The following is a 17,875-nucleotide window of genomic DNA, read 5'->3' on the forward strand; positions in this document are numbered from 1 at the left end:
TTCGATGTCAGTTTCACAAGAGAAGCAGCATGGATTGCGCTCAACCTCACATAAACGAAGGCCGCTCGGTATTACTGGTCGTCGATGATTACCCTGAGAATCTGATCAGCATGCGCGCCTTGCTGGCCCGACAGGACTGGCAAGTACTCACCGCAAGCTCCGGAACGGAAGCCCTGAGCGCGCTGCTGGAACATGAAGTCGATCTGGTTTTGCTGGATGTGCAGATGCCAGGCATGGATGGCTTCGAAGTAGCCCGCCTGATGCGCGGCAGCCAACGGACGCGGCTGACACCGATTATCTTCCTGACCGCCAACGAACAGTCCGAAGCCGCAGTGCTCAAAGGCTATGCCAGCGGCGCGGTGGATTACCTGTTCAAACCGTTTGACCCTCAGATCCTCAAACCCAAGGTTCAGGCCCTGCTGGAGCAGCAGCGCAGCCGTCGTGCCTTGCAGCGTCTGAGCAATGACCTGGAGGCTGCCCGTGCTTTCAATGCGTCGGTGCTTGAAAATGCCGCCGAAGGCATTCTGGTGGTTTCCGACGACGGGATGATCCGCTTTGCCAACCCGGCCATTTCCAGGCTGCTCGATGCGCCATTCGAACACCTGCAAGGTATGAACCTGCTGGAGTTCGTGCAATCACCGGGATCGACGACATGGCGTGACTCGGCATTCCACGAGGCCTATCTGTCACGCGACACCTTCCGCATTCACGATGCCGTTTTGATTACGCTGGGCGGGCATCCGATACCGGTTGCGCTGTCGTGCGCGGCGCTGCCCAGTGAGCAGCGGGCGTTAGTGGTGACCGTGCTGGACATGTCAGTGGTACGCAATCTGCACCAGCAGTTGGAGTACCAGGCAATCACCGACCCGCTGACCGGCCTGCTCAACCGCCGCGGTTTCTACCAGGCGGCGGAAAGTGCATTGCTGCGCAACGAACGTGCAGACCGGCCGCACGCGTTGTTGTTCCTCGACCTGGACGGATTCAAGCGTATCAACGACTCACTGGGTCATGAAGCCGGCGACCGGGTGCTTCACTGGGTGGCCGAACAGCTTAAGGATTGCCTGGGGCATTGCGCGATCCTGGCGCGCATGGGTGGTGATGAGTTCACCGCGCTGCTCGATTCGCTCGAATACCCGGAGCAGGCGGCCCGATGTGCGGAAAAGCTGATTGAGCGCATGTCGATTTATCAGGAGATTGGCGGGCTGGAAGTTACCCTTGGCGTCAGCATCGGTATTGCTACTTATCCGGAGTGCGGCACCAGCCTTGATGGTTTGCTACGGGCTGCGGATGCAGCGATGTATGCCGCCAAGCAGGCGGGCCGCCAACAGTATCGGTATTACGATCAAGACCTGAACGGTCGCGCACGCTCGCGGCTGATGCTCGAAGACAGCGTGCGTGAGGCGATCGAGCACAAGGACTTTTGTTTGGTCTACCAGCCGCAAGTGAGCCTGGCTGGCGGTAGGTTGCGGGGGTTTGAGGCACTGTTGCGTTGGCGTCATCCCAGTGTGGGTGACGTTCCGCCAGGGTTGTTCATTCCGTTGCTGGAAGAGGCGCGGCTGATTACCCACCTAGCCAGCTGGATTTATCAGCAAGGCGCAGCGCAGCGCCGGGCCTGGTACGAGGCCTACGACGCTGATCTGGTGCTGGGCATCAGCTTGAGCCAGGCGCAATTCAGTATGCCCAATCTGGTCGAAGAACTGGCGCGGGTGATTTTCTGTCAGGAGCTTCAGCCTGCACAGTTGGAAGTAGAGATTACCGAGGCGTCGGTTCGCTACAACCTCGACGATGCGACCAAGCAGTTGCACAGGTTGCATGAACTTGGCGTACGCATCGCACTGGACGATTTTGGCGCCGGTGATTGTTCGCTGAGCATGATTCGCGATTTGCCCATCGACACCCTCAAGTTGGATCGACACCTGGTGGCGCGATTGCCGGACTCTTCTGCCGATGCGGCGATGGTTCGTTGTGTGATCGAGCTTTGCCGAGCGTATGGCATCAGCGTTATCGCCGAAGGGGTCGAAACCCACGAGCAGGTGCAGTGGCTCAAGGCCAATGGCTGTGAGTTTGTGCAGGGTTTTCTGTTGGCTCATCCGATGACCGCCAGCGACGCTGGCAGGTTCCCGCGCTTTTTTGACTGGCACCAGGAGTAGTTGGGTAAACTGCGCTTTTACTCGCTTTCTTGTTGACCATGACGCCGCTCAAGTACCTACAAGCCTATCCGCCTGCCCTGCAAGACCAGGTCCGCCAGTTGATTGCCAGCAATCGCCTGGGCGATTACTTGCAGCAGCGCTACCCGGAGCGTCATGGTGTACAGAGTGACAAAGCGCTCTACAGCTACGCCCAGGGCTTGAAGCAGGAGTATCTGCGAAACGCGCCCAACCTCGACAAAGTGCTGTTCGATAACCGCCTCGACCTGACCCATCGTGCGTTGGGGTTGCATACCGCAGTGTCGCGGGTGCAGGGCGGCAAGTTGAAGGCGAAGAAGGAAATCCGCATTGCCTCGTTGTTCAAGGAAGCGGCGCCGCAATTCTTGAAAATGATTGTTGTGCATGAGTTGGCCCACTTGAAAGAAAGTGAGCACAACAAGGCCTTTTACCAACTCTGTGAACACATGCAGCCGGGCTACCATCAATTGGAGTTCGACTTGCGTGTTTACCTGACCTATCGCGAGCTGCCTGGCAACGGGTGAGCTGTGAGGACCTGCCAATGGATGTGAGCAAGACCAAGACCAGTTTTTACCGCCGACTCTATGTTGCCTGGTTGATCGACAGCCAGACCGCCACCACCGTACCGGCCTTGATGGATGCCACTGGTATGCCGCGGCGCACCGCCCAAGACACCATTGCAGCGTTGTCCGACCTGGACATCATCTGTGAGTTCGAGCAACAGGTGGGGGCGCGTAACCATGCTGGGCACTATCGGATTCGCGATTGGGGGGCAATCGACAAGCAGTGGATTATTCAGCACCTGCGCGGGATTCGTGAGGTGCTGGAGTACCCTTGAGAGCCTGATCGCGGGGCAAGCCCGCTCCCACTGTAGGAGCGGGCTTGCCCCGCGAAGCTGTCAGCCGCGACGCATACCAATATGCGGGATATCGTCCTCAAGATATTCCTCACCCACCACCACAAAGCCATAACGCCCGTAGTACCCCTGCAGATGCGCCTGCGCCGAGAGGTACACAGGTACGCCTGGCCAATTTTTCTCGGCCTGTTCCAGGGCTTGCTCCATAAGCTCATGACCCAAGCCCTGACCCCGTGCCGCCGGTGCGGTGACCACGCGGCCAATCACCACATCACCCCCTTGGGACTCCGGGTCGAGCAAGCGCAGGTAGGCTTGCAGTTCGTCATCACGCCAGGCCATCAGGTGACAGGTATCGCCGGCCAGGTCCTGGCCATCGACGTCCTGATAGGCGCACTTCTGTTCAACAACGAAGACTTCGGTGCGCAGCCGCAGAATGGCATAGAGTTGTTCTTTGCCAAGGTCGCTGTGATGTTTGCAGATCCAGTCGATGCTCATGGGGCCTCTCAAGCAGTTAATGACCTGATCATGGCAGATACCTAAGGTCAGGACGAGGGTGAAATTGCCACAAGTCAACACAGAATGTGATGTCATTCAAAGTGAAGGCGATTTGATATCATTGGCACTGACTTGCGGTGTCGTATTTGTGTAACCTGCGAAACCGAGCTGACAGCAGTAGCGCTCGAACAGTTGATATCAACAATGTGTAATGGCGTGTGTACTAAAGGATTTGAGCATGGCCGCACTGCTTCGAGCCTTGGTTTTGCTGGGATTGCTGTTGGCGTACAACACCGCACAGGCTGAAAAGCTACGTTTGGTCGCTGACAGTTGGCCACCCTTTACAGATGCCAGCATGCCCGGTGGTGGCTTGGCGACGACGATTGTGACCACCGCTTTGCACCGCGCCGGTTTCACCAGTGAGTTCGAGCAGGTGCCGTGGGCGCGGGCATTGCTGGGTGTTGAGGAAGGGCGCTACGACGTTCTGATCAACGCCTGGTTCAATGAAAGCCGCACCCACATTGGCGCGTTCTCGACCGCCTACCTGAGCAATCGTATTCACCTGCTCAAGCGCAAGGGCGATCCGCTGAGGTTCAAAGCGCTGAGCGACTTGTATCCCTATCCGATTGCGGTAGTCAGGGACTATGCCTATTCACCCGCGTTCGACGCCGATGTTCGCTTGCAGAAAATACCGGTGCGCAATTTTTCCGTGGCGGTGCGCATGCTGGCAGCCGGGCGAGTGGGATTAACCCTTGAAGACGAATACGTTGCACGTTACTTCCTGCAGCGTGAGTCCCATTCGATTCGCGACAGTGTCGAATTCGTCGAACAGCCGCTGGGTGAAAACACGCTGCATATTCTGGTGAGCCTCAAGACCCCCGAGCATCAGAAGGTTGTAGCGGGCTTCAATCAGGCGATCAGCGAGATGAAAGCCGATGGCAGTTACGAGCGTTTGCTCAAGCACTATGGCTTCTGATCAGGCCGGGGCATCTTTGATCAGGTGAGCGGCCAAGGTGCGCAGTGGGCCCAACTGACGGCAGATCAGTGCCAGTTGGGTTTGCACCAGACGCTGGTTTTCTTCAATTTCTTCGGGCATTTGCTCAAGCTCGCTGGCCAGCGCTTCTTCCGCATCGCTGTGAATGGCCACCGGTGATTTGCTGGCCAGGCCTTCGGCAATTTCGTCCAGGCTGTTGGCCAGGCTCGCGCCTGCACCGTCGATCAACTGTTCATGCACATCGGCAGGCAGGGTGGTTTCACGGTGCGCGCCCAGCCCTGAGAGGTAACTGAGCAAGGTGTGCGAAAGCACCAGGAAGCGAAAGCCGACATCGGCTTCTTTACGAAAATGCCCTGGCTCCATGAGCATGTTGGCCAAGGTCGTCGACAGTGCTGCGTCGGCGTTGTGGGCGTTGCGTCGGGCCAGGCGGTAGGCCAGGTCGTCGCGTTTGCCCTGGGCGTACTGCTGCATGATCTGGCGCAGGTAGACGCTGTTGCAGGTCAGGGTGTTGGCCAGCACTTTGTTCAGGCGCCGCCCTTGCCAGTCCGGGAGGAACAAAAAGACCGCGAGAATGGCAATCAGGCTTCCGACCAGGGTATCGAACAGACGCGGCAGGAACAGGCCGTAGCCGTCGCCGACCTGATTGAAGCAGAACAGCACCATCAAGGTGATCGCTGCCGTAGCCAAGGTGTAGCGGGTGGTGCGGTTGACGAAGAACACCACACCGGCTGCAACGGCGAACAGCGACTGAATGATTGGGCTCGGAAACAGATCGAACAATGCCCAGCCCACGGTCAACCCGATGCCGGTGCCCATGATCCGTTGCACCAGCTTGCGCCGTGTCGCACCGTAGTTGGGCTGGCAGACGAACAGCGTGGTGAGGATGATCCAGTAGCCCTGGGTAGGGTGAATCAAGTGCACCATGCCGTAGCCAACCGACAAGGCCAGGGGCAGGCGCAGGGCGTGGCGGAACAGCAGCGAGGTCGGCGTCAGTTGTTGGCGCAGGCGGTTCCATACATCGGCCAGGCTATGTGGCGATCGGTCAAGCAGGCTGCTGTCGCTGGCATCAGCCAGATTATCGGGATTGCTGGCATCGCTGAGCAGCCGGTCCAGCGTTGCCAGGTTGGCTGCCAAGGCACGCAGGGAGCGCAGCAACCCACGCCAGGCGGGGTTGCTTTGGATGCGCAGGTGTTCGAGAGAGGCATTCAGGTCTTCCAATGCCTGGGCTGTACCAGCGTCGTAAGTGAACGGCTGGCGCAGTTGGATCGATTCGGACAATTGCTGGCAGGCCACACCCTGCTGGCGCAGCAGGCGCTGGCAGCGGAACAGCACGTCACTGTGGAAGAAGGCATCGGCGAGGGCGTTGTAGGGGTAGTGTGAGGAGCTGGCGCGCTCGTGAATATCCTGAGCGAGAAAGTACAGCTTCAGGTATCGGCTGACTTTCGAGCCTGGTCGGCCATTGCCCACCCGGTGCAGGATGATTTCCTTGGCGGCATTGAGCGCAGCCACCACGCGGCCATTCTGCTGCGCCAGTTCCAGGCGTCGGGCTTCTACATCGAGTTGGCGGATCGGCTCGAACAGGGTGGACTTGAGCTTCAGGTATCGGCCCAATTCACGGAACAACCGCGCCAGGCTTTGTTGCACCGGCTGGTTGGAAAACATCGCTTGCCATAACACCGAGAGCAGCCCGTACCAGGCGGCGCCAGCCACCAACAGCAGCGGTTCGTGCCAGAAGTCGGTGACCTCACCGCCTCGCTGGTCGACGCCAATCATGGTGTAGACCGACAGGATCAGTGTGGCCGAAGCAATCGCGCCGTAGCGCTCTCCCAGAGCCCCGAGCATGGTCAGGCCAAAGCTGGCCAGGGCCAGGGCGCAGACAAACACCAGCGGGTAGGGGAACAGCAATTCCACCGACAACGCCGCAACGGTAAAGCACACCAGCGTAACGGCCAGGGCATTCAGCCGCCCTTGCCAGCTGTCGTCGGTTTCGGCCAGGGCGCTGGCGATAATGCCAAGGAACAGCGGGATCAGCAGGCTCATTTCATCCAGGTACCAGCACAGCAACATGCTGCCGGTCAGGGCAATGAGTACGCGGATGGCATAGCTGAATTTGTCCAGAGCCCAGAGGCGGCGCAACGATTGGCTGAGCGAGGGGGATGACATGTCGGGTAGGCAGGCCTTAGGCGATGATCGAAATTGAGCCAATCAGATGGCAAGCGTGTTACCGCTGCCTTCTGACCAGCAAAATTTATTCCTTGATGCGCTGATTCTACCGCGAAGGTTAGACGAACTGCGCGGCCGCGTAAGCCGAGGCCCAGGCCCACTGGAAGTTGAAGCCGCCCAGGTGGCCGCTGACGTCGAGAACTTCGCCGATGAAGTACAGGCCGGGGCTTTTCAGCGACTCCATGGTTTTCGACGACACCTCACGGGTGTCGACACCACCCAGGGTCACCTCAGCGGTGCGATAGCCTTCGGTACCGGCCGGCACCACTTGCCAGGCGCCGAGCTTGTTACTGACTTGTAGCAATTCTGCGGGCGTGTACTGCTTCATCGGTTTGGAGACGAACCAGTGTTCGCTGAGCAGGTTGGCCATCTTTTTGGTGAAGACCTCGGCGAGTAGCGTCTTCAATTCGCTGTTCGGGCGCTCGGCCTGCTGCTGTTGCAGCCAGGTCAAGGCGTCATGGTCGGGGAGCAGGTTGATTTCAACCGTGTCACCGGCCTCCCAAAACGAGGAGATCTGCAGGATCGCCGGGCCGCTCAGGCCGCGGTGGGTGAACAACAGGTTTTCGCGGAAGCTGGTGCCGTTGCAGCTGGCGATACAATCCACGGAGCTGCCGGACAACTCGGTGCAGATGCCCTTGAGTACCGGTTCGGTGATGGTGAACGGTACCAGCGCGGCGCGCGTCGGCAACAAGTTGTGGCCGAACTGACGAGCGACCTGATAGCCAAAACCGGTTGCGCCCAACGTCGGGATCGACAAACCACCGGTCGCGATCACCAGCGATTGGCAGCGGAACTGGCCGGCGCTGGTTTCCAGCAAGTAACCGCCTTCGGTTTTCTCGATCTGTTCGATGCGTGTGTCCATGCGCAGCTCGGCACCGGCCTGGTCGCACTCGCGCAGGAGCATTTCGAGGATGTCGCTGGACTTGTTATCGCAGAACAGCTGGCCGAGTTTTTTCTCGTGATACGGCACCGCGTGCTTGCCGACCATCTCGATGAAGTCCCACTGGGTATAGCGGGCCAGGGCCGACTTGCAGAAGTGCGGGTTCTGCGAAAGGAAATTGGCGGGCTCGGTGTACATGTTGGTGAAGTTGCAGCGGCCACCACCGGACATCAGGATCTTCTTGCCCGGTTTGTTGGCGTGGTCGAGCAGCAGCACCTGGCGGCCGCGACCGGCGGCGGTCAGGGCACACATCAGGCCTGCGGCGCCTGCGCCAATGATGATTACTTCGGTGGAACGCACTGCAAACTCCTCTATTACGGTGGTGGTGAAGTCATCGCGGGGCAAGCCCGTTCCCACAGGTACATACCATCCCTGTGGGAGCGGGCTTGCCCCGCGACAAATTTCAAACTACTCAGACGATCCGCACCCGCAACGAGCGCCCTTTGATCTTGCCGCTGTTGAGCCGCTGCAAGGCCTGTTTGGCCACCGCACGCTCCACAGCAACAAACGCCTGGAAGTCGAAAATCGCAATCTTGCCCACCTGAGTGCCCGGCAACCCGGCTTCGCCGGTCAGCGCACCCAGAATATCGCCCGGGCGCAGTTTGTCTTTGCGCCCGGCGGCGATGCACAAAGTGCTCATGGTCGGCAGCAGCGGGGCGCCGTTATGAGACTTGAGGCTGTCCAGCTGCTCCCAGCGCAGTGCCGATTTCTGCAAGGTCTCGATAGCCTGGGCACGATGACCTTCGGCAGGCGCCACCAGGCTCACTGCCAGGCCTTTCTCACCGGCACGGCCAGTACGGCCTACGCGGTGCACGTGAATCTCGGCATCGCGGGCCAGTTCGACGTTGATGACCATTTCCAGGGCATCGATGTCCAGGCCGCGGGCGGCAACGTCGGTCGCTACCAGCACCGAGAGGCTGCGGTTGGCGAACAGGGTCAGCACCTGGTCACGGTCGCGTTGCTCCAGATCGCCATGCAGGGCCTGGGCGGAGATGCCCTTGGCCTGCAGGTGCTCGACCAGTTCCTGGCATTGCTGCTTGGTGAAGCAGAAGGCGACGCAGGATTGTGGACGGAAGTGCCCGAGCACTTTGGTGACGGCTTCCATGCGCTGTTCTGGCGAGATTTCGTAGAAGTGCTGCTCAATCTGGCTGTCGGCATGCAGGGTTTCAACTTTCACCGTCTGCGGATCGCGCATGAACGTCGAGGCCAGTTGCTTGATCCCGGCGGGGTAGGTGGCCGAGAACAGCAGGGTCTGACGGCGGCTTGGGGTTTGCCCGATGATGTCGGCGATGGCGTCGTAGAAACCCATGTCGAGCATGCGGTCGGCTTCGTCGAGAATCAGCTTGTTCAGGCCGTCGAGCACCAAGGTGCCTTTGCTCAAGTGCTGCTGAACACGGCCAGGGGTGCCGACAATGATGTGCGCGCCATGCTCCAGCGAAGCGATTTGTGGCCCCAGGGCTACACCGCCGCACAGGGTCAGGATCTTGATGTTGTCTTCGGCACGAGCCAGACGGCGCAGCTCTTTGGCAACCTGATCGGCCAGCTCGCGGGTCGGGCACAGCACCAGAGCTTGGCAACCGAAGTAACGCGGGTTGATCGAGTTGAGCAGGCCGATGCCGAACGCAGCGGTTTTGCCGCTACCGGTCTTGGCCTGGGCGATCAGGTCCAGGCCCTTGAGGATTACCGGCAGGCTCTGGGCCTGAATCGGGGTCATCTGGGCGTAGCCGAGGGCGTCCAGGTTGGCCAGCATGGCGGCGGACAGCGGCAAAGTGGCGAAGGCGGTGGCAATGGTGGTCACGAGACGGGCCTGCAAAACAAAATGTCGCGCAGTGTACCAGTCTCGACGCCATTAGCCCTAAGGCTCGATCTCCGGTTCCGGACGACGGGCACGCCTTCCGTCAGTCCTTGAAAGCTGCATGAAGATCGCCGCTGCCAGCATGGCCATCAGGCCGATCGTCAGAAAGGTGAGTTGGAAGGCCCCCAGCGTGCTTTCTACACCTTCGGCACTGCCCGCTGCACTGAACCCGCCGAGCAGGGCGCCGGCACAGGCAACCCCGAGGCTCAGCGACAGCTGCGCCACTACCGACAACAAGCTGTTGCCGCTGCTGGCGCTGGCATCGTCGAGGTCGATCAGGGTGACAGTATTCATGGCGGTGAATTGCATGGAGTTCACTGCGCCGAGCAAAGCCAGCTGGCACAACAGCAATGCATAAGGCGTTTGTTCGTCCACCAGGCCCAGGCTGGCCAGCAACAGGCCGAGCAACAGCGTATTACCGGTGAGAATAGTGCGATAGCCGAAGCGCTCGATCAGCGGCCGCGCGATGGATTTGGCCACCATCGCCGCTGCGGCCAGCGGAATCATGCTCATGCCGGCCTGAGCAGGCGAGTAGCCCAAGGCAACCTGCAGCAGTAACGGCACCAAAAAGGGCAAGGCACCGCTACCCAGGCGGGCGAACAGGTTGCCGAGGATGCCGACGGAAAAGGTCCGGGTACGGAACAGGCTGGGGGAAAACAATGGGTTCTCGACGCTGCCAGCGCGTAGCCAATAGGCGGCCAGGCAGGCCATACCGGCAAACAGCAGCAACATGACCCGCAAGTGCGGTAGGTGCAACTCACCCAGGCCTTCCATAGCGATGGTGATCAGCACCATGGCCGCGCCAAACAACACAAAGCCCAAGGTATCGAAACGCGTGCGTTCCGTGCCGCGCAGATCGGGAATGAAGCGCCACACCGCCCAACATCCGAGCACACCCACCGGCAGGTTGAGCAGGAAGATCCAGTGCCAGCTGAGGATCTCCACCAGCCAGCCGCCCATGGTCGGCCCAAGCAACGGGCCAAGCAGGCCGGGGATAGTGATGAAACTCATGATCCGTACCAGCTCTGTGCGCGGGTAGGCACGCAGCACCACCAGCCGCCCAACCGGCAGCATCAAGGCACCGCCCAGGCCTTGAATTACCCGGGCCACCACCAGCATGCTCAGGCTTTCGGCCAGGGCACAGAACAACGAGCCGAGGCTGAACAGCAAAATAGCGCCGAAGAAAATCCGCTTGGTGCCGAAGCGGTCGGCGATCCAGCCGGAGGCGGGGATCAGCAAGGCCACGGTGAGCATGTAGGCGATAATCACCGACTGCATGCGCAGTGGATCTTCGGCCAGGTCGCGGGCCATGGCGGGTAGGGCGGTGTTGAGAATCGTGCCGTCCAGCGACTGCATGAAGAAGGCGATGGCGACGACCCACGGGATCCCACGGGCGATGGCTGGGTCGAGCGGGGCGCGGTCGGGCATGATCTTTATTCCTTCAAGGACCTATCGCGGGGCAAGCCCGCTTCCACCGGTGGGAGCGGGCTTGCCCCGCGATCAGGTTTATCACAACGTCAATGTCAGGCGTTTAACCAGAGCTCCCGGCAAATGGCTCGAGCTGGTCTGGCGCTGCCCATAGGTGCTAGTCGAAAGAATCAGCTCGCGTTCCCGAGTCAGGGCCTCAAGTTGTGAACCCAACAAACTGTAGACACTGTCATCAAAGCGCATGGTGCTGACCGGCGCCTGAATTTGCCCGTTCTCGATCCAGAACGTGGCAAAGCGAGTCAGGCCGGTCATGCGTGCGGCAGGCAAGTCGGAGAAGTTCAGGTACCACAGGTTGCTGATGTACAGGCCTGTGTCGAGGCGGCTGAGGATGTCGCGCTGTTCCAGATCACCAGCTGCCATGCTCAAGGCGCAAGGTGATTCATGGCCATCGGCACCGTTGGCCGCCAATTCAAACTCGGCAGCACTGCGCGCGCAGATCAACCGGTCCAGGCCTTTGCCCTGCTCGACCAAACGCAAGTCGCTGCGCGGCGAGCCCTCATCGGAAAACGCCGGGCTCAGTGAACCGCTGACTTGCTCAGCAATGCTGACCTGCTGACTCAAGCGCGCATCACCGGCGTACAGGCGTTGCAGTGGACTGTTCTTGGTGGCCAGTGACTGAGCGGAGAAACCGCCCCAACACAGCATGCCCATGATTTCATCGACTGCTGCAGGTGCCAGGTAGGCGCGGTACTCGCCGGGCGCAAGGTGCTTGAGCGGGCGACCGAGGTATTCCAGTTGTTCGCGCGCCTGACGCAGTCGTTGGGCGAAAGCCTCGCTGTCCCAGTGCTGCCCGGCATAATTGGCTTTGACTGCTTGGCCGTTACGGTGGAACAGGCTCCAATCGAAGTTGAAACTGTTGGCCTGATGCCAGCCAAAGGCTCCGAACGAACTGGCAAAGCCGCGACAGATCGGGCCAGCGGCGTAGATACCAACCAGATCCAGTTCACCGGCGCCGTGCTCGATCTGGGCCAGCACCTGCTCAATGTCCGGCAGGGGTTGATCCTGCACGCTATGGCTCTGCCAGGCGCTGTCGTTGAGTTGCAGGTAAGGGTCGGCTTCAAGCAACGGCAGAGTCTGGCGCAGTTGCTCAATGGCCTCGGCCAGGCGCTGCTGGTCGACGTCGGGGTCATTGCTCAAGGTGAATTGCAGTTCAGCCTGGCGGCCGTCTTTGACCAGTTTGAGGACGCAACTGGCCTGCAGCACATCACCGGCCTGGCGTACTTTTGCGTGGTTGAAGCGGATGAACTGCGAGTGCTCGGCACTGTAACTCAGGGTGAAGTGCTCGGGGGCGCTGACCTGTTCTTGCAGGTTGCTCACCAGGCGCTGGAAGCTGTTCAGTGGGGTGGCAGCCATCAGGCGTCTCCTCCGAATACGTCGATCTGGCTGAACACACAGGCAGGCGACGCGTGCCCGACCCGTATCACCTGGTTCGGCTCGCCTTTGCCGCAATTGGGCGTGCCCAGGACCTCAAAGGTGCTGGCATCGCCCACGGCACTCAGGTTGCCCCAGAACTGCGCGGAAATGCCTCGGTAGTTGGGATTTTTGACCACGCCTTTCAGCTCGCCGTTTTCGATCAGCTGGCCCCACTCGCAACCGAACTGGAACTTGTTGCGCGCGTCGTCGATTGACCAGGAGCGGTTGGTGCGCATCAGGATGCCGTGCTCGATGTTGGCAATCATCTGCTCAAGGCTCTGGTCGCCCGGCTCGATGTTGAGGTTGGCCATGCGATCAATCGGTGCGCGGTTCCAACCACAGGCGCGGCTGTTGGCAACGCCGTCCAGGCCCGAGCGGAACTGTGACAAGGCGCCGCCCAGCGGACGTACCAGCAGGCCATCGCGGATCAGGAACTGCTTGGCAGCGGCAGTTCCGTCATCGTCATGGCTGTAGCTGGCCAGCTGTTCGCCGATGGTGGGGTCGAAGGTCACGTTGAGCAGTTTCGAGCCGTACTGCAACGTGCCGAAATCGCTGGCTTTGACGAAGCTGGTACCGGCGTAGTTGCGCTCGTCCCCGAGGACCCGGTCCATCTCCAGGGGATGGCCGATGGATTCATGGATCTGCAGGATCATCTGGTCGGGCATCAGCAACAGGTCGCGTACCCCGCTTGGGGTGTTCGGGGCCAGCAGCAACTGCAAGGCCTGATCGGCTACTTTGGCCCCGGCGCCGACAAGGCCGCAGCGTTCAATGACATCCATGCCGCCCTGCTGGCCGAAGTTTTCCCGGCCCAAGGTGCGGCTCTGGCTGTCCAGGCCGTCAAAGGCGGTAGCACTGAAGCCTGGGTAGACAAAGCGCTGTGCCTGGCGCAGTTCGGCACCGGCGGTATTCAGGTAAATCTGTTCGACAGTGCTGAGGCCAAGGCTTGCCTGCCAGTTAACCAGACGGCTATCGAAGGGCACGCTGCTGGATTCGCGGGCGAGCAGGTCGTAGCAGTCGGCTAGTGATGGAAAGTGCTGGTCAAGGTTGGGCGAGCAATAGTCGTTACGTTCAGTGGCCACCGGTTGCTCACGCAGATCAAGCAATGTGCGCGTGGCAATCTGTGCGGCAAGGTGTTCTGCCTGCTCCAGGGCGCGTTGCAAGCCTGACTGCGACAGGTCGGCAGTGGCAGCGTAGGCTTCCACCCCGTTCAGCCTGACGGTCAGCATGGCCCCTTCATCGCGTGAGAAAAACGGCGGCTCGGCGACGTTTTTGCGCACTGAGAGTTGTTGCTGGGACTGCTGCACATAGCGCAGGGAAAAAAATTCGGCACCGCTGCGCAGCGCGGTAAAACGCTGGCGCAGCAATGCAGTCATCTCGAACATGCAAGAACCTCCGTGGGTACGGTGGTTCCCCCTCAGAACCACTCGTCGCGCATGCTCAGGCAAGTGTCGTCGCGGGCCTCGAGCAATGCCAGCTCATTATGGCAGCCCGGTACTTCCCAGGTCAGGAAATAACGCGCGGCTTGCAGTTTGCCCTGGTAGAAGTCGTGGTCAACCGGATTGCCGTGTGCCAGTCCTTGTTCGGCATGAATCGCCTGCTCCAGCCAACGCCAGCCGATTACGCAGTGCCCGAAGGCTTTCAGGTACAGCGCAGAGTTGGCCAGGGCCGTGTTGACCTGGCCTTGGGCCAAGTCGCCGAGCAGCCCCAGAGTCACGCTTTGCAGACGCACCTGCAATTGCTCCAGTGGCGTGCGCAGGTGATCCAGGCCCACGTACCCTTTGGCGCGTTCGCAGGTTCCCGCGATCAGGCGTACCAGTTGCTTGAGCCCGGCACCGCCGTTCTGCGCGAGCTTGCGCCCCAGCAAATCCAAGGACTGAATGCCGTGGGTGCCTTCGTGAATCGGATTCAGGCGATTGTCGCGGTAGTACTGTTCGACCGGGTACTCGCGGGTGTAACCGTGGCCACCAAGGATTTGAATTGCCAGTTCGTTGGCCTTGAGGCAGAACTGCGAAGGCCAGGATTTGACGATAGGGGTCAGCAGGTCGAGCAGCTCGTGGGCCTGCTGGCGCTGTGCTTCGGTCTCACCGCTTTGGGTTTCGTCGAACAATCGTGCCGCGTACAAGCCCAGATCGAAAGCGCCTTCGACATAGGCTTTCTGGGTCAGCAGCATGCGCTTAACATCGCTATGGCTGATGATCGGCACGGCTGCGGTGGCAGGGTCTTTGTTATCTGGCAGACGCCCTTGCGGGCGTTGGCGAGCGTAGTCGAGCGAATACAGGTAACCGGCATAGCCGAGCATTACCGCACCCATGCCGACGCCGATACGCGCCTCGTTCATCATCTGGAACATGCAGGCCAGGCCTTGGTGCGGCTTGCCTACCAGGTAGCCGACGCACTGGCCGTTGTCGCCGAAGTTCAGTGCCGTCGACGTGGTGCCTCGCCAGCCCATCTTGTGGAACAAACCGGCCAGTTGCACATCGTTGCGCGGGCCGAGGCTGCCGTCGGCATTGACCAGGAATTTGGGCACGATGAACAGTGAGATGCCTTTCACACCGGGCGGCGCGTCCGGCAGTTTGGCCAGGACCATGTGAACAATGTTTTCGGACAGCGGATGGTCGCCGCCTGAGATGAAAATCTTGTTGCCGCGTAGCCGGTAACTGCCATCTTCGGCGGGCTCTGCACGGGTACGGATATCCGCCAGAGACGAGCCCGCATGCGGCTCGGTGAGCGCCATAGTGCCGTAGAAACGGCCTTCAATCATCGGCTGCAGGAACAGGCGTTTCTGCTCATCGCTGCCGAAACTTTCGATCAGGTTGGCAGCGCCCATGGTCAAGAACGGGTAGGCCGTTGTACCAGCGTTGGCTGCCTGAAAATGAGCGAAGCAAGCCTGCGAGAGCAGGGTGGGCAACTGCATGCCGCCTGCTTCGAAATCGCGGGTGGCATTCAGAAAGCCCGCCTCAAGGAAAGCATCGACTGCCGGTTTCACTTCCGGGATCAGCACCGCTTCACCGTTTTCAAAGCGCGGTTCCTGCTCGTCGCCCTTACGGTTGTGCGGAGCGAAATATTTTTCAGCGATGGTTCGCGCTGTGTTCAGGGCGGCGTCGAAGGTTTCGCGGGAATGTTCGGCAAAGCGTGGGCGTTGGGTGAGCGCTTCGGCGTCTAGCACTTCGTAGAGTTCGAAGGCCAGATTGCGGGCGCAGAGCAGAGTCTCGGACATGGTGGCATTCCTGAGCGGGGATGGGCCGAGTCTAGGCAGGGGCGCGGGTGATGCACAGGGAAATAGATGAGGGTGATAGGCGGGTAAAACTCAAAAAGCATCGCGGGGCAAGCCGGTCCCACACCAAGCGCTGAAAATCCACAGCGCTGTAAGAGTGTTCTGTCAGTTCCTTCTGATTCATACTGCCGGCCGTTGCGCCTGATGCTCTATGAACCTAGGCTGCTGTCGTCGTTGGATAGTCCAATGGCCGGATTTAGCAGTCCGAACTTAGATTCAGTCTCTACGCAACACTGCTGTTATGGCAGGTGTGCGCGGGGCACCTTCGGGTGCGCCGGGGTTTTGACTGACTCTGCCCGGTCTGCTAACCCGCGTACAGCTGCCACCCTTCGTTTAGCAGCGAATAGTGGCTGCCCCCTGTGGAGTCAGTCATGAAGAAACACGTACCCGATCCCCCGAGCCTCGACCTTTCCACACTCACCACCGCTAGCAGAGACTTCGGCGAAAGCCGGATGTTCAATGTTCGTGCGGGTATCTCAGGCGAAGAAGCGTTGCTTTACGCCTGCCACTTGCTGCAAAACGCCGAGGCCACCGTGAAGGCGGCGACTGATAACCTGGAGCTGGCGGACCGTGCTCTGGTCGCAGGTATTGGCCAGCCTATCGAAGCTGCGCGTGCCTTGATTGAAGGGGTGATTGATGGGGCTGGGGTACCGAGGCTGTTCAGCTATTGCTAGCTGACTTCAGCGGCCTCTTCGCGGGTGAACCCGCTCCCACAGGGGATCACGCCAACTCTGTGGGAGCGGGTTCACCCGCGAAGGCTTCACCGCCAATTCATAGCCAGACCGCATCCCAATGTGGATAGTCCCTGACATTGCTGACCAACCCAGCCCGCAGGGGATTGGCAACGATGTACCGGGCGACATGCACCACACTTTCCTCTCGCCGCAACGCGCGGTCCTGATACCCGCTTTGCCAGACCGGGTCATGCTCAACACCCGCTTTATGCAAGGCGAAACTGCTCCGTGACTTGAACCTGCGCATCAGCGTGTCCAGCGTTACCGCGTTCAGCTCGATCAACCAATGCAGATGATCCGGCATTAATACCCAGGCCAAGGACCGGCAAGCCTGCTCCTGCTCAGACTGGCGAAGTTGTCGAACCACCAGACGAGCATGGTGGAAGTTTTGGAACAACGGTTTGCGTTGGCAGGTGACAGTGGTGAGCAGGTAAAGCCTGCCAGGTTCCGAGCACCGACCACGGCGAAGCAGGTGGGATTGCGCTTTGGTCATATGTGTACGCTTTGAAAGTGGGTTTCTTTCAAAGGTAGTGTTTGGGGCAAAGCGTGGGGCAGTTGATGGTTTCTGGATATGGCAGGGGCCTCTTTGCGGGTGAATCGGGCCGCCGCACCACCGCTCCTACAGGGTTTGTGTGATCCTCTGTGGGAGCGGGTTTACCCGCGAAGGCTTCACCGCCGATGCATATGGGTGGGAGATGGATCGTACATGATTTGAGGAAATGGACTGCAGACGTGGCCGCGACGCAGTCTGTCTGATAGCGGGGTTTTCACTTTACGGATTTAACCATCTGCAATGAGCGCCATCGCTTCCGAAATCGGCTACAAGCCGTCTGAAACTAAACGTGAGCCCATGTTCTTCGTGGTGTCGGTGAAGAAGCTAATTGTTATGCATTTCTTCACGCTTGGGCTTTATTTGAATTACTGGAGCTATCGAAACTGGGTCGCTTATAGGCAGTCAAGTGGAGAAAAGGTGAACCCTTTATTGCGCGCAGTGTTTCCTGTGCTGTTTCTTTACCCGTTGCTAGCTAGGGTAGACCGACAGATCAAAGCTCAGGGACAACGCTATGAATGGTCGCCGGTAATGCTGGTGATGGGGTTTGTGTTAATTACTCTGCTGTCGTTTTCATTGGACCTGGGGCAGTACGAGTGGACTGAAGAGCTTCTAGGGCAGGTTATAGTCGATCTGGTTGTGGTATTCGACGATACGCTGACCGTGATGATAGTTGCCTTGTTACTGATTGCAGTTCAACTGTGGCTGGCAAGCACAATACAGCGGGCGATCAATTTTGCTGAAGGTGATCGCTTGGGGGCGCAAAACTCATCGTTCACCCTGTTGAACTGGGCTTGGATGGCTATCGGGATTCTTTATTGGTTATTAACGGTGGGGTCTATCATTATCTGGCTGATACTGTCGTGGACTATCAGCCAGCATTAAGCG

The 17,875-nt window shown here is 59.6% G+C and carries 15 protein-coding genes; 6 read left to right on the plus strand and 9 right to left on the minus strand.

Going from position 1 to position 17,875, the window contains the following annotated elements:
- The first annotated feature begins 29 nt into the window (after positions 1 to 29).
- From E1573_RS05525 to E1573_RS05535, 3 genes are read left to right on the plus strand one after another with little or no spacing between them, the layout of a single operon-like run.
- The gene (locus tag E1573_RS05525) at positions 30 to 2,150 is read left to right on the plus strand and encodes a bifunctional diguanylate cyclase/phosphodiesterase (protein WP_133211420.1); all 2,121 of its coding nucleotides are present in this window, start codon (positions 30 to 32) and stop codon (positions 2,148 to 2,150) included.
- A gap of 38 nt (positions 2,151 to 2,188) precedes the next feature.
- Positions 2,189 to 2,689: a YgjP-like metallopeptidase domain-containing protein gene (locus tag E1573_RS05530; RefSeq protein ID WP_133211422.1), complete on the plus strand. Its 501-nt coding sequence runs from the start codon at positions 2,189 to 2,191 to the stop codon at positions 2,687 to 2,689.
- A gap of 17 nt (positions 2,690 to 2,706) precedes the next feature.
- Positions 2,707 to 3,003: a helix-turn-helix domain-containing protein gene (locus E1573_RS05535; protein ID WP_133211424.1), complete on the plus strand. Its 297-nt coding sequence runs from the start codon at positions 2,707 to 2,709 to the stop codon at positions 3,001 to 3,003.
- A 60-nt stretch (positions 3,004 to 3,063) separates the two neighbouring features.
- Here the strand turns inward: E1573_RS05535 and E1573_RS05540 are convergent, their stop codons facing one another.
- Positions 3,064 to 3,516: a GNAT family N-acetyltransferase gene (locus E1573_RS05540; RefSeq protein WP_133211426.1), complete on the minus strand. Its 453-nt coding sequence runs from the start codon at positions 3,514 to 3,516 to the stop codon at positions 3,064 to 3,066.
- A gap of 238 nt (positions 3,517 to 3,754) precedes the next feature.
- Here E1573_RS05540 and E1573_RS05545 point away from each other — a divergent pair, with 238 nt between their 5' ends.
- Positions 3,755 to 4,492, plus strand: coding sequence for an ABC transporter substrate-binding protein (locus E1573_RS05545; RefSeq protein ID WP_133211428.1), 738 nt, complete (start codon positions 3,755 to 3,757; stop codon positions 4,490 to 4,492).
- On the opposite strand, the gene yccS is transcribed toward E1573_RS05545, so the two are convergent.
- The 7 genes from yccS to E1573_RS05580 all read right to left on the minus strand — a co-directional run bounded on the left by yccS (position 4,493) and on the right by E1573_RS05580 (position 15,646).
- On the minus strand, positions 4,493 to 6,673 hold the full coding sequence (gene yccS, locus E1573_RS05550) for a YccS family putative transporter (RefSeq protein ID WP_133211430.1): 2,181 nt from the start codon (positions 6,671 to 6,673) through the stop codon (positions 4,493 to 4,495). It abuts the gene before it with no gap.
- Between the two features lie 118 nt (positions 6,674 to 6,791).
- A complete protein-coding gene (locus E1573_RS05555; RefSeq protein ID WP_133211432.1) occupies positions 6,792 to 7,973 on the minus strand; it encodes an NAD(P)/FAD-dependent oxidoreductase in 1,182 nt (393 codons plus the stop codon).
- A gap of 112 nt (positions 7,974 to 8,085) precedes the next feature.
- Complete coding sequence (gene dbpA, locus E1573_RS05560; RefSeq protein ID WP_256659480.1) at positions 8,086 to 9,423, minus strand: ATP-dependent RNA helicase DbpA; 1,338 nt, start codon at positions 9,421 to 9,423, stop codon at positions 8,086 to 8,088.
- 105 nt (positions 9,424 to 9,528) lie between these two features.
- The gene (gene mdtD / locus E1573_RS05565; protein ID WP_133211436.1) at positions 9,529 to 10,956 is read right to left on the minus strand and encodes a multidrug transporter subunit MdtD; all 1,428 of its coding nucleotides are present in this window, start codon (positions 10,954 to 10,956) and stop codon (positions 9,529 to 9,531) included.
- Between the two features lie 81 nt (positions 10,957 to 11,037).
- Complete coding sequence (locus tag E1573_RS05570; RefSeq protein WP_133211438.1) at positions 11,038 to 12,369, minus strand: TldD/PmbA family protein; 1,332 nt, start codon at positions 12,367 to 12,369, stop codon at positions 11,038 to 11,040.
- Complete coding sequence (locus E1573_RS05575) at positions 12,369 to 13,811, minus strand: TldD/PmbA family protein (RefSeq protein WP_133211440.1); 1,443 nt, start codon at positions 13,809 to 13,811, stop codon at positions 12,369 to 12,371. Before E1573_RS05575 ends, E1573_RS05570 begins: the two co-directional genes overlap by 1 nt.
- Positions 13,812 to 13,843: 32 nt before the next feature.
- Positions 13,844 to 15,646 carry an acyl-CoA dehydrogenase gene (locus E1573_RS05580; protein ID WP_133211442.1) on the minus strand — a complete coding sequence of 601 codons (1,803 nt, stop codon included), beginning with the start codon at positions 15,644 to 15,646 and terminating at the stop codon, positions 13,844 to 13,846.
- Positions 15,647 to 16,074: 428 nt separating this feature from the next.
- Here E1573_RS05580 and E1573_RS05590 point away from each other — a divergent pair, with 428 nt between their 5' ends.
- A complete protein-coding gene (locus E1573_RS05590) occupies positions 16,075 to 16,377 on the plus strand; it encodes a DUF6124 family protein (protein WP_133211446.1) in 303 nt (100 codons plus the stop codon).
- A gap of 97 nt (positions 16,378 to 16,474) precedes the next feature.
- Here the strand turns inward: E1573_RS05590 and E1573_RS05595 are convergent, their stop codons facing one another.
- The gene (locus tag E1573_RS05595) at positions 16,475 to 16,930 is read right to left on the minus strand and encodes a transposase (protein WP_133211448.1); all 456 of its coding nucleotides are present in this window, start codon (positions 16,928 to 16,930) and stop codon (positions 16,475 to 16,477) included.
- A gap of 300 nt (positions 16,931 to 17,230) precedes the next feature.
- Between E1573_RS05595 and E1573_RS05600 the strand changes: the two genes are divergently transcribed.
- A complete protein-coding gene (locus E1573_RS05600; RefSeq protein WP_133211450.1) occupies positions 17,231 to 17,872 on the plus strand; it encodes a hypothetical protein in 642 nt (213 codons plus the stop codon).
- Positions 17,873 to 17,875 lie beyond the last annotated feature (3 nt).

It is taken from the genome of Pseudomonas sp. H9, from assembly GCF_004353925.1.
In the GTDB taxonomy this organism is placed as follows: Bacteria; Pseudomonadota; Gammaproteobacteria; order Pseudomonadales; family Pseudomonadaceae; genus Aquipseudomonas.

Excerpts from the sequence above, each read along its gene's own strand:
- E1573_RS05525 (WP_133211420.1), top strand. The coding sequence starts at position 30 with ATGGATTGCGCTCAACCTCACATAAACGAAGGCCGCTCGGTATTACTG.
- E1573_RS05530 (WP_133211422.1), top strand. The coding sequence starts at position 2,189 with ATGACGCCGCTCAAGTACCTACAAGCCTATCCGCCTGCCCTGCAAGAC.
- E1573_RS05535 (WP_133211424.1), top strand. The coding sequence starts at position 2,707 with ATGGATGTGAGCAAGACCAAGACCAGTTTTTACCGCCGACTCTATGTT.
- E1573_RS05540 (WP_133211426.1), bottom strand. The coding sequence starts at position 3,516 with ATGAGCATCGACTGGATCTGCAAACATCACAGCGACCTTGGCAAAGAA.
- E1573_RS05545 (WP_133211428.1), top strand. The coding sequence starts at position 3,755 with ATGGCCGCACTGCTTCGAGCCTTGGTTTTGCTGGGATTGCTGTTGGCG.
- yccS (WP_133211430.1), bottom strand. The coding sequence starts at position 6,673 with ATGTCATCCCCCTCGCTCAGCCAATCGTTGCGCCGCCTCTGGGCTCTG.
- dbpA (WP_256659480.1), bottom strand. The coding sequence starts at position 9,423 with ATGCTGGCCAACCTGGACGCCCTCGGCTACGCCCAGATGACCCCGATT.
- mdtD (WP_133211436.1), bottom strand. The coding sequence starts at position 10,956 with ATGCCCGACCGCGCCCCGCTCGACCCAGCCATCGCCCGTGGGATCCCG.
- E1573_RS05570 (WP_133211438.1), bottom strand. The coding sequence starts at position 12,369 with ATGGCTGCCACCCCACTGAACAGCTTCCAGCGCCTGGTGAGCAACCTG.
- E1573_RS05575 (WP_133211440.1), bottom strand. The coding sequence starts at position 13,811 with ATGTTCGAGATGACTGCATTGCTGCGCCAGCGTTTTACCGCGCTGCGC.
- E1573_RS05580 (WP_133211442.1), bottom strand. The coding sequence starts at position 15,646 with ATGTCCGAGACTCTGCTCTGCGCCCGCAATCTGGCCTTCGAACTCTAC.
- E1573_RS05590 (WP_133211446.1), top strand. The coding sequence starts at position 16,075 with ATGAAGAAACACGTACCCGATCCCCCGAGCCTCGACCTTTCCACACTC.
- E1573_RS05595 (WP_133211448.1), bottom strand. The coding sequence starts at position 16,930 with ATGACCAAAGCGCAATCCCACCTGCTTCGCCGTGGTCGGTGCTCGGAA.
- E1573_RS05600 (WP_133211450.1), top strand. The coding sequence starts at position 17,231 with ATGAGCGCCATCGCTTCCGAAATCGGCTACAAGCCGTCTGAAACTAAA.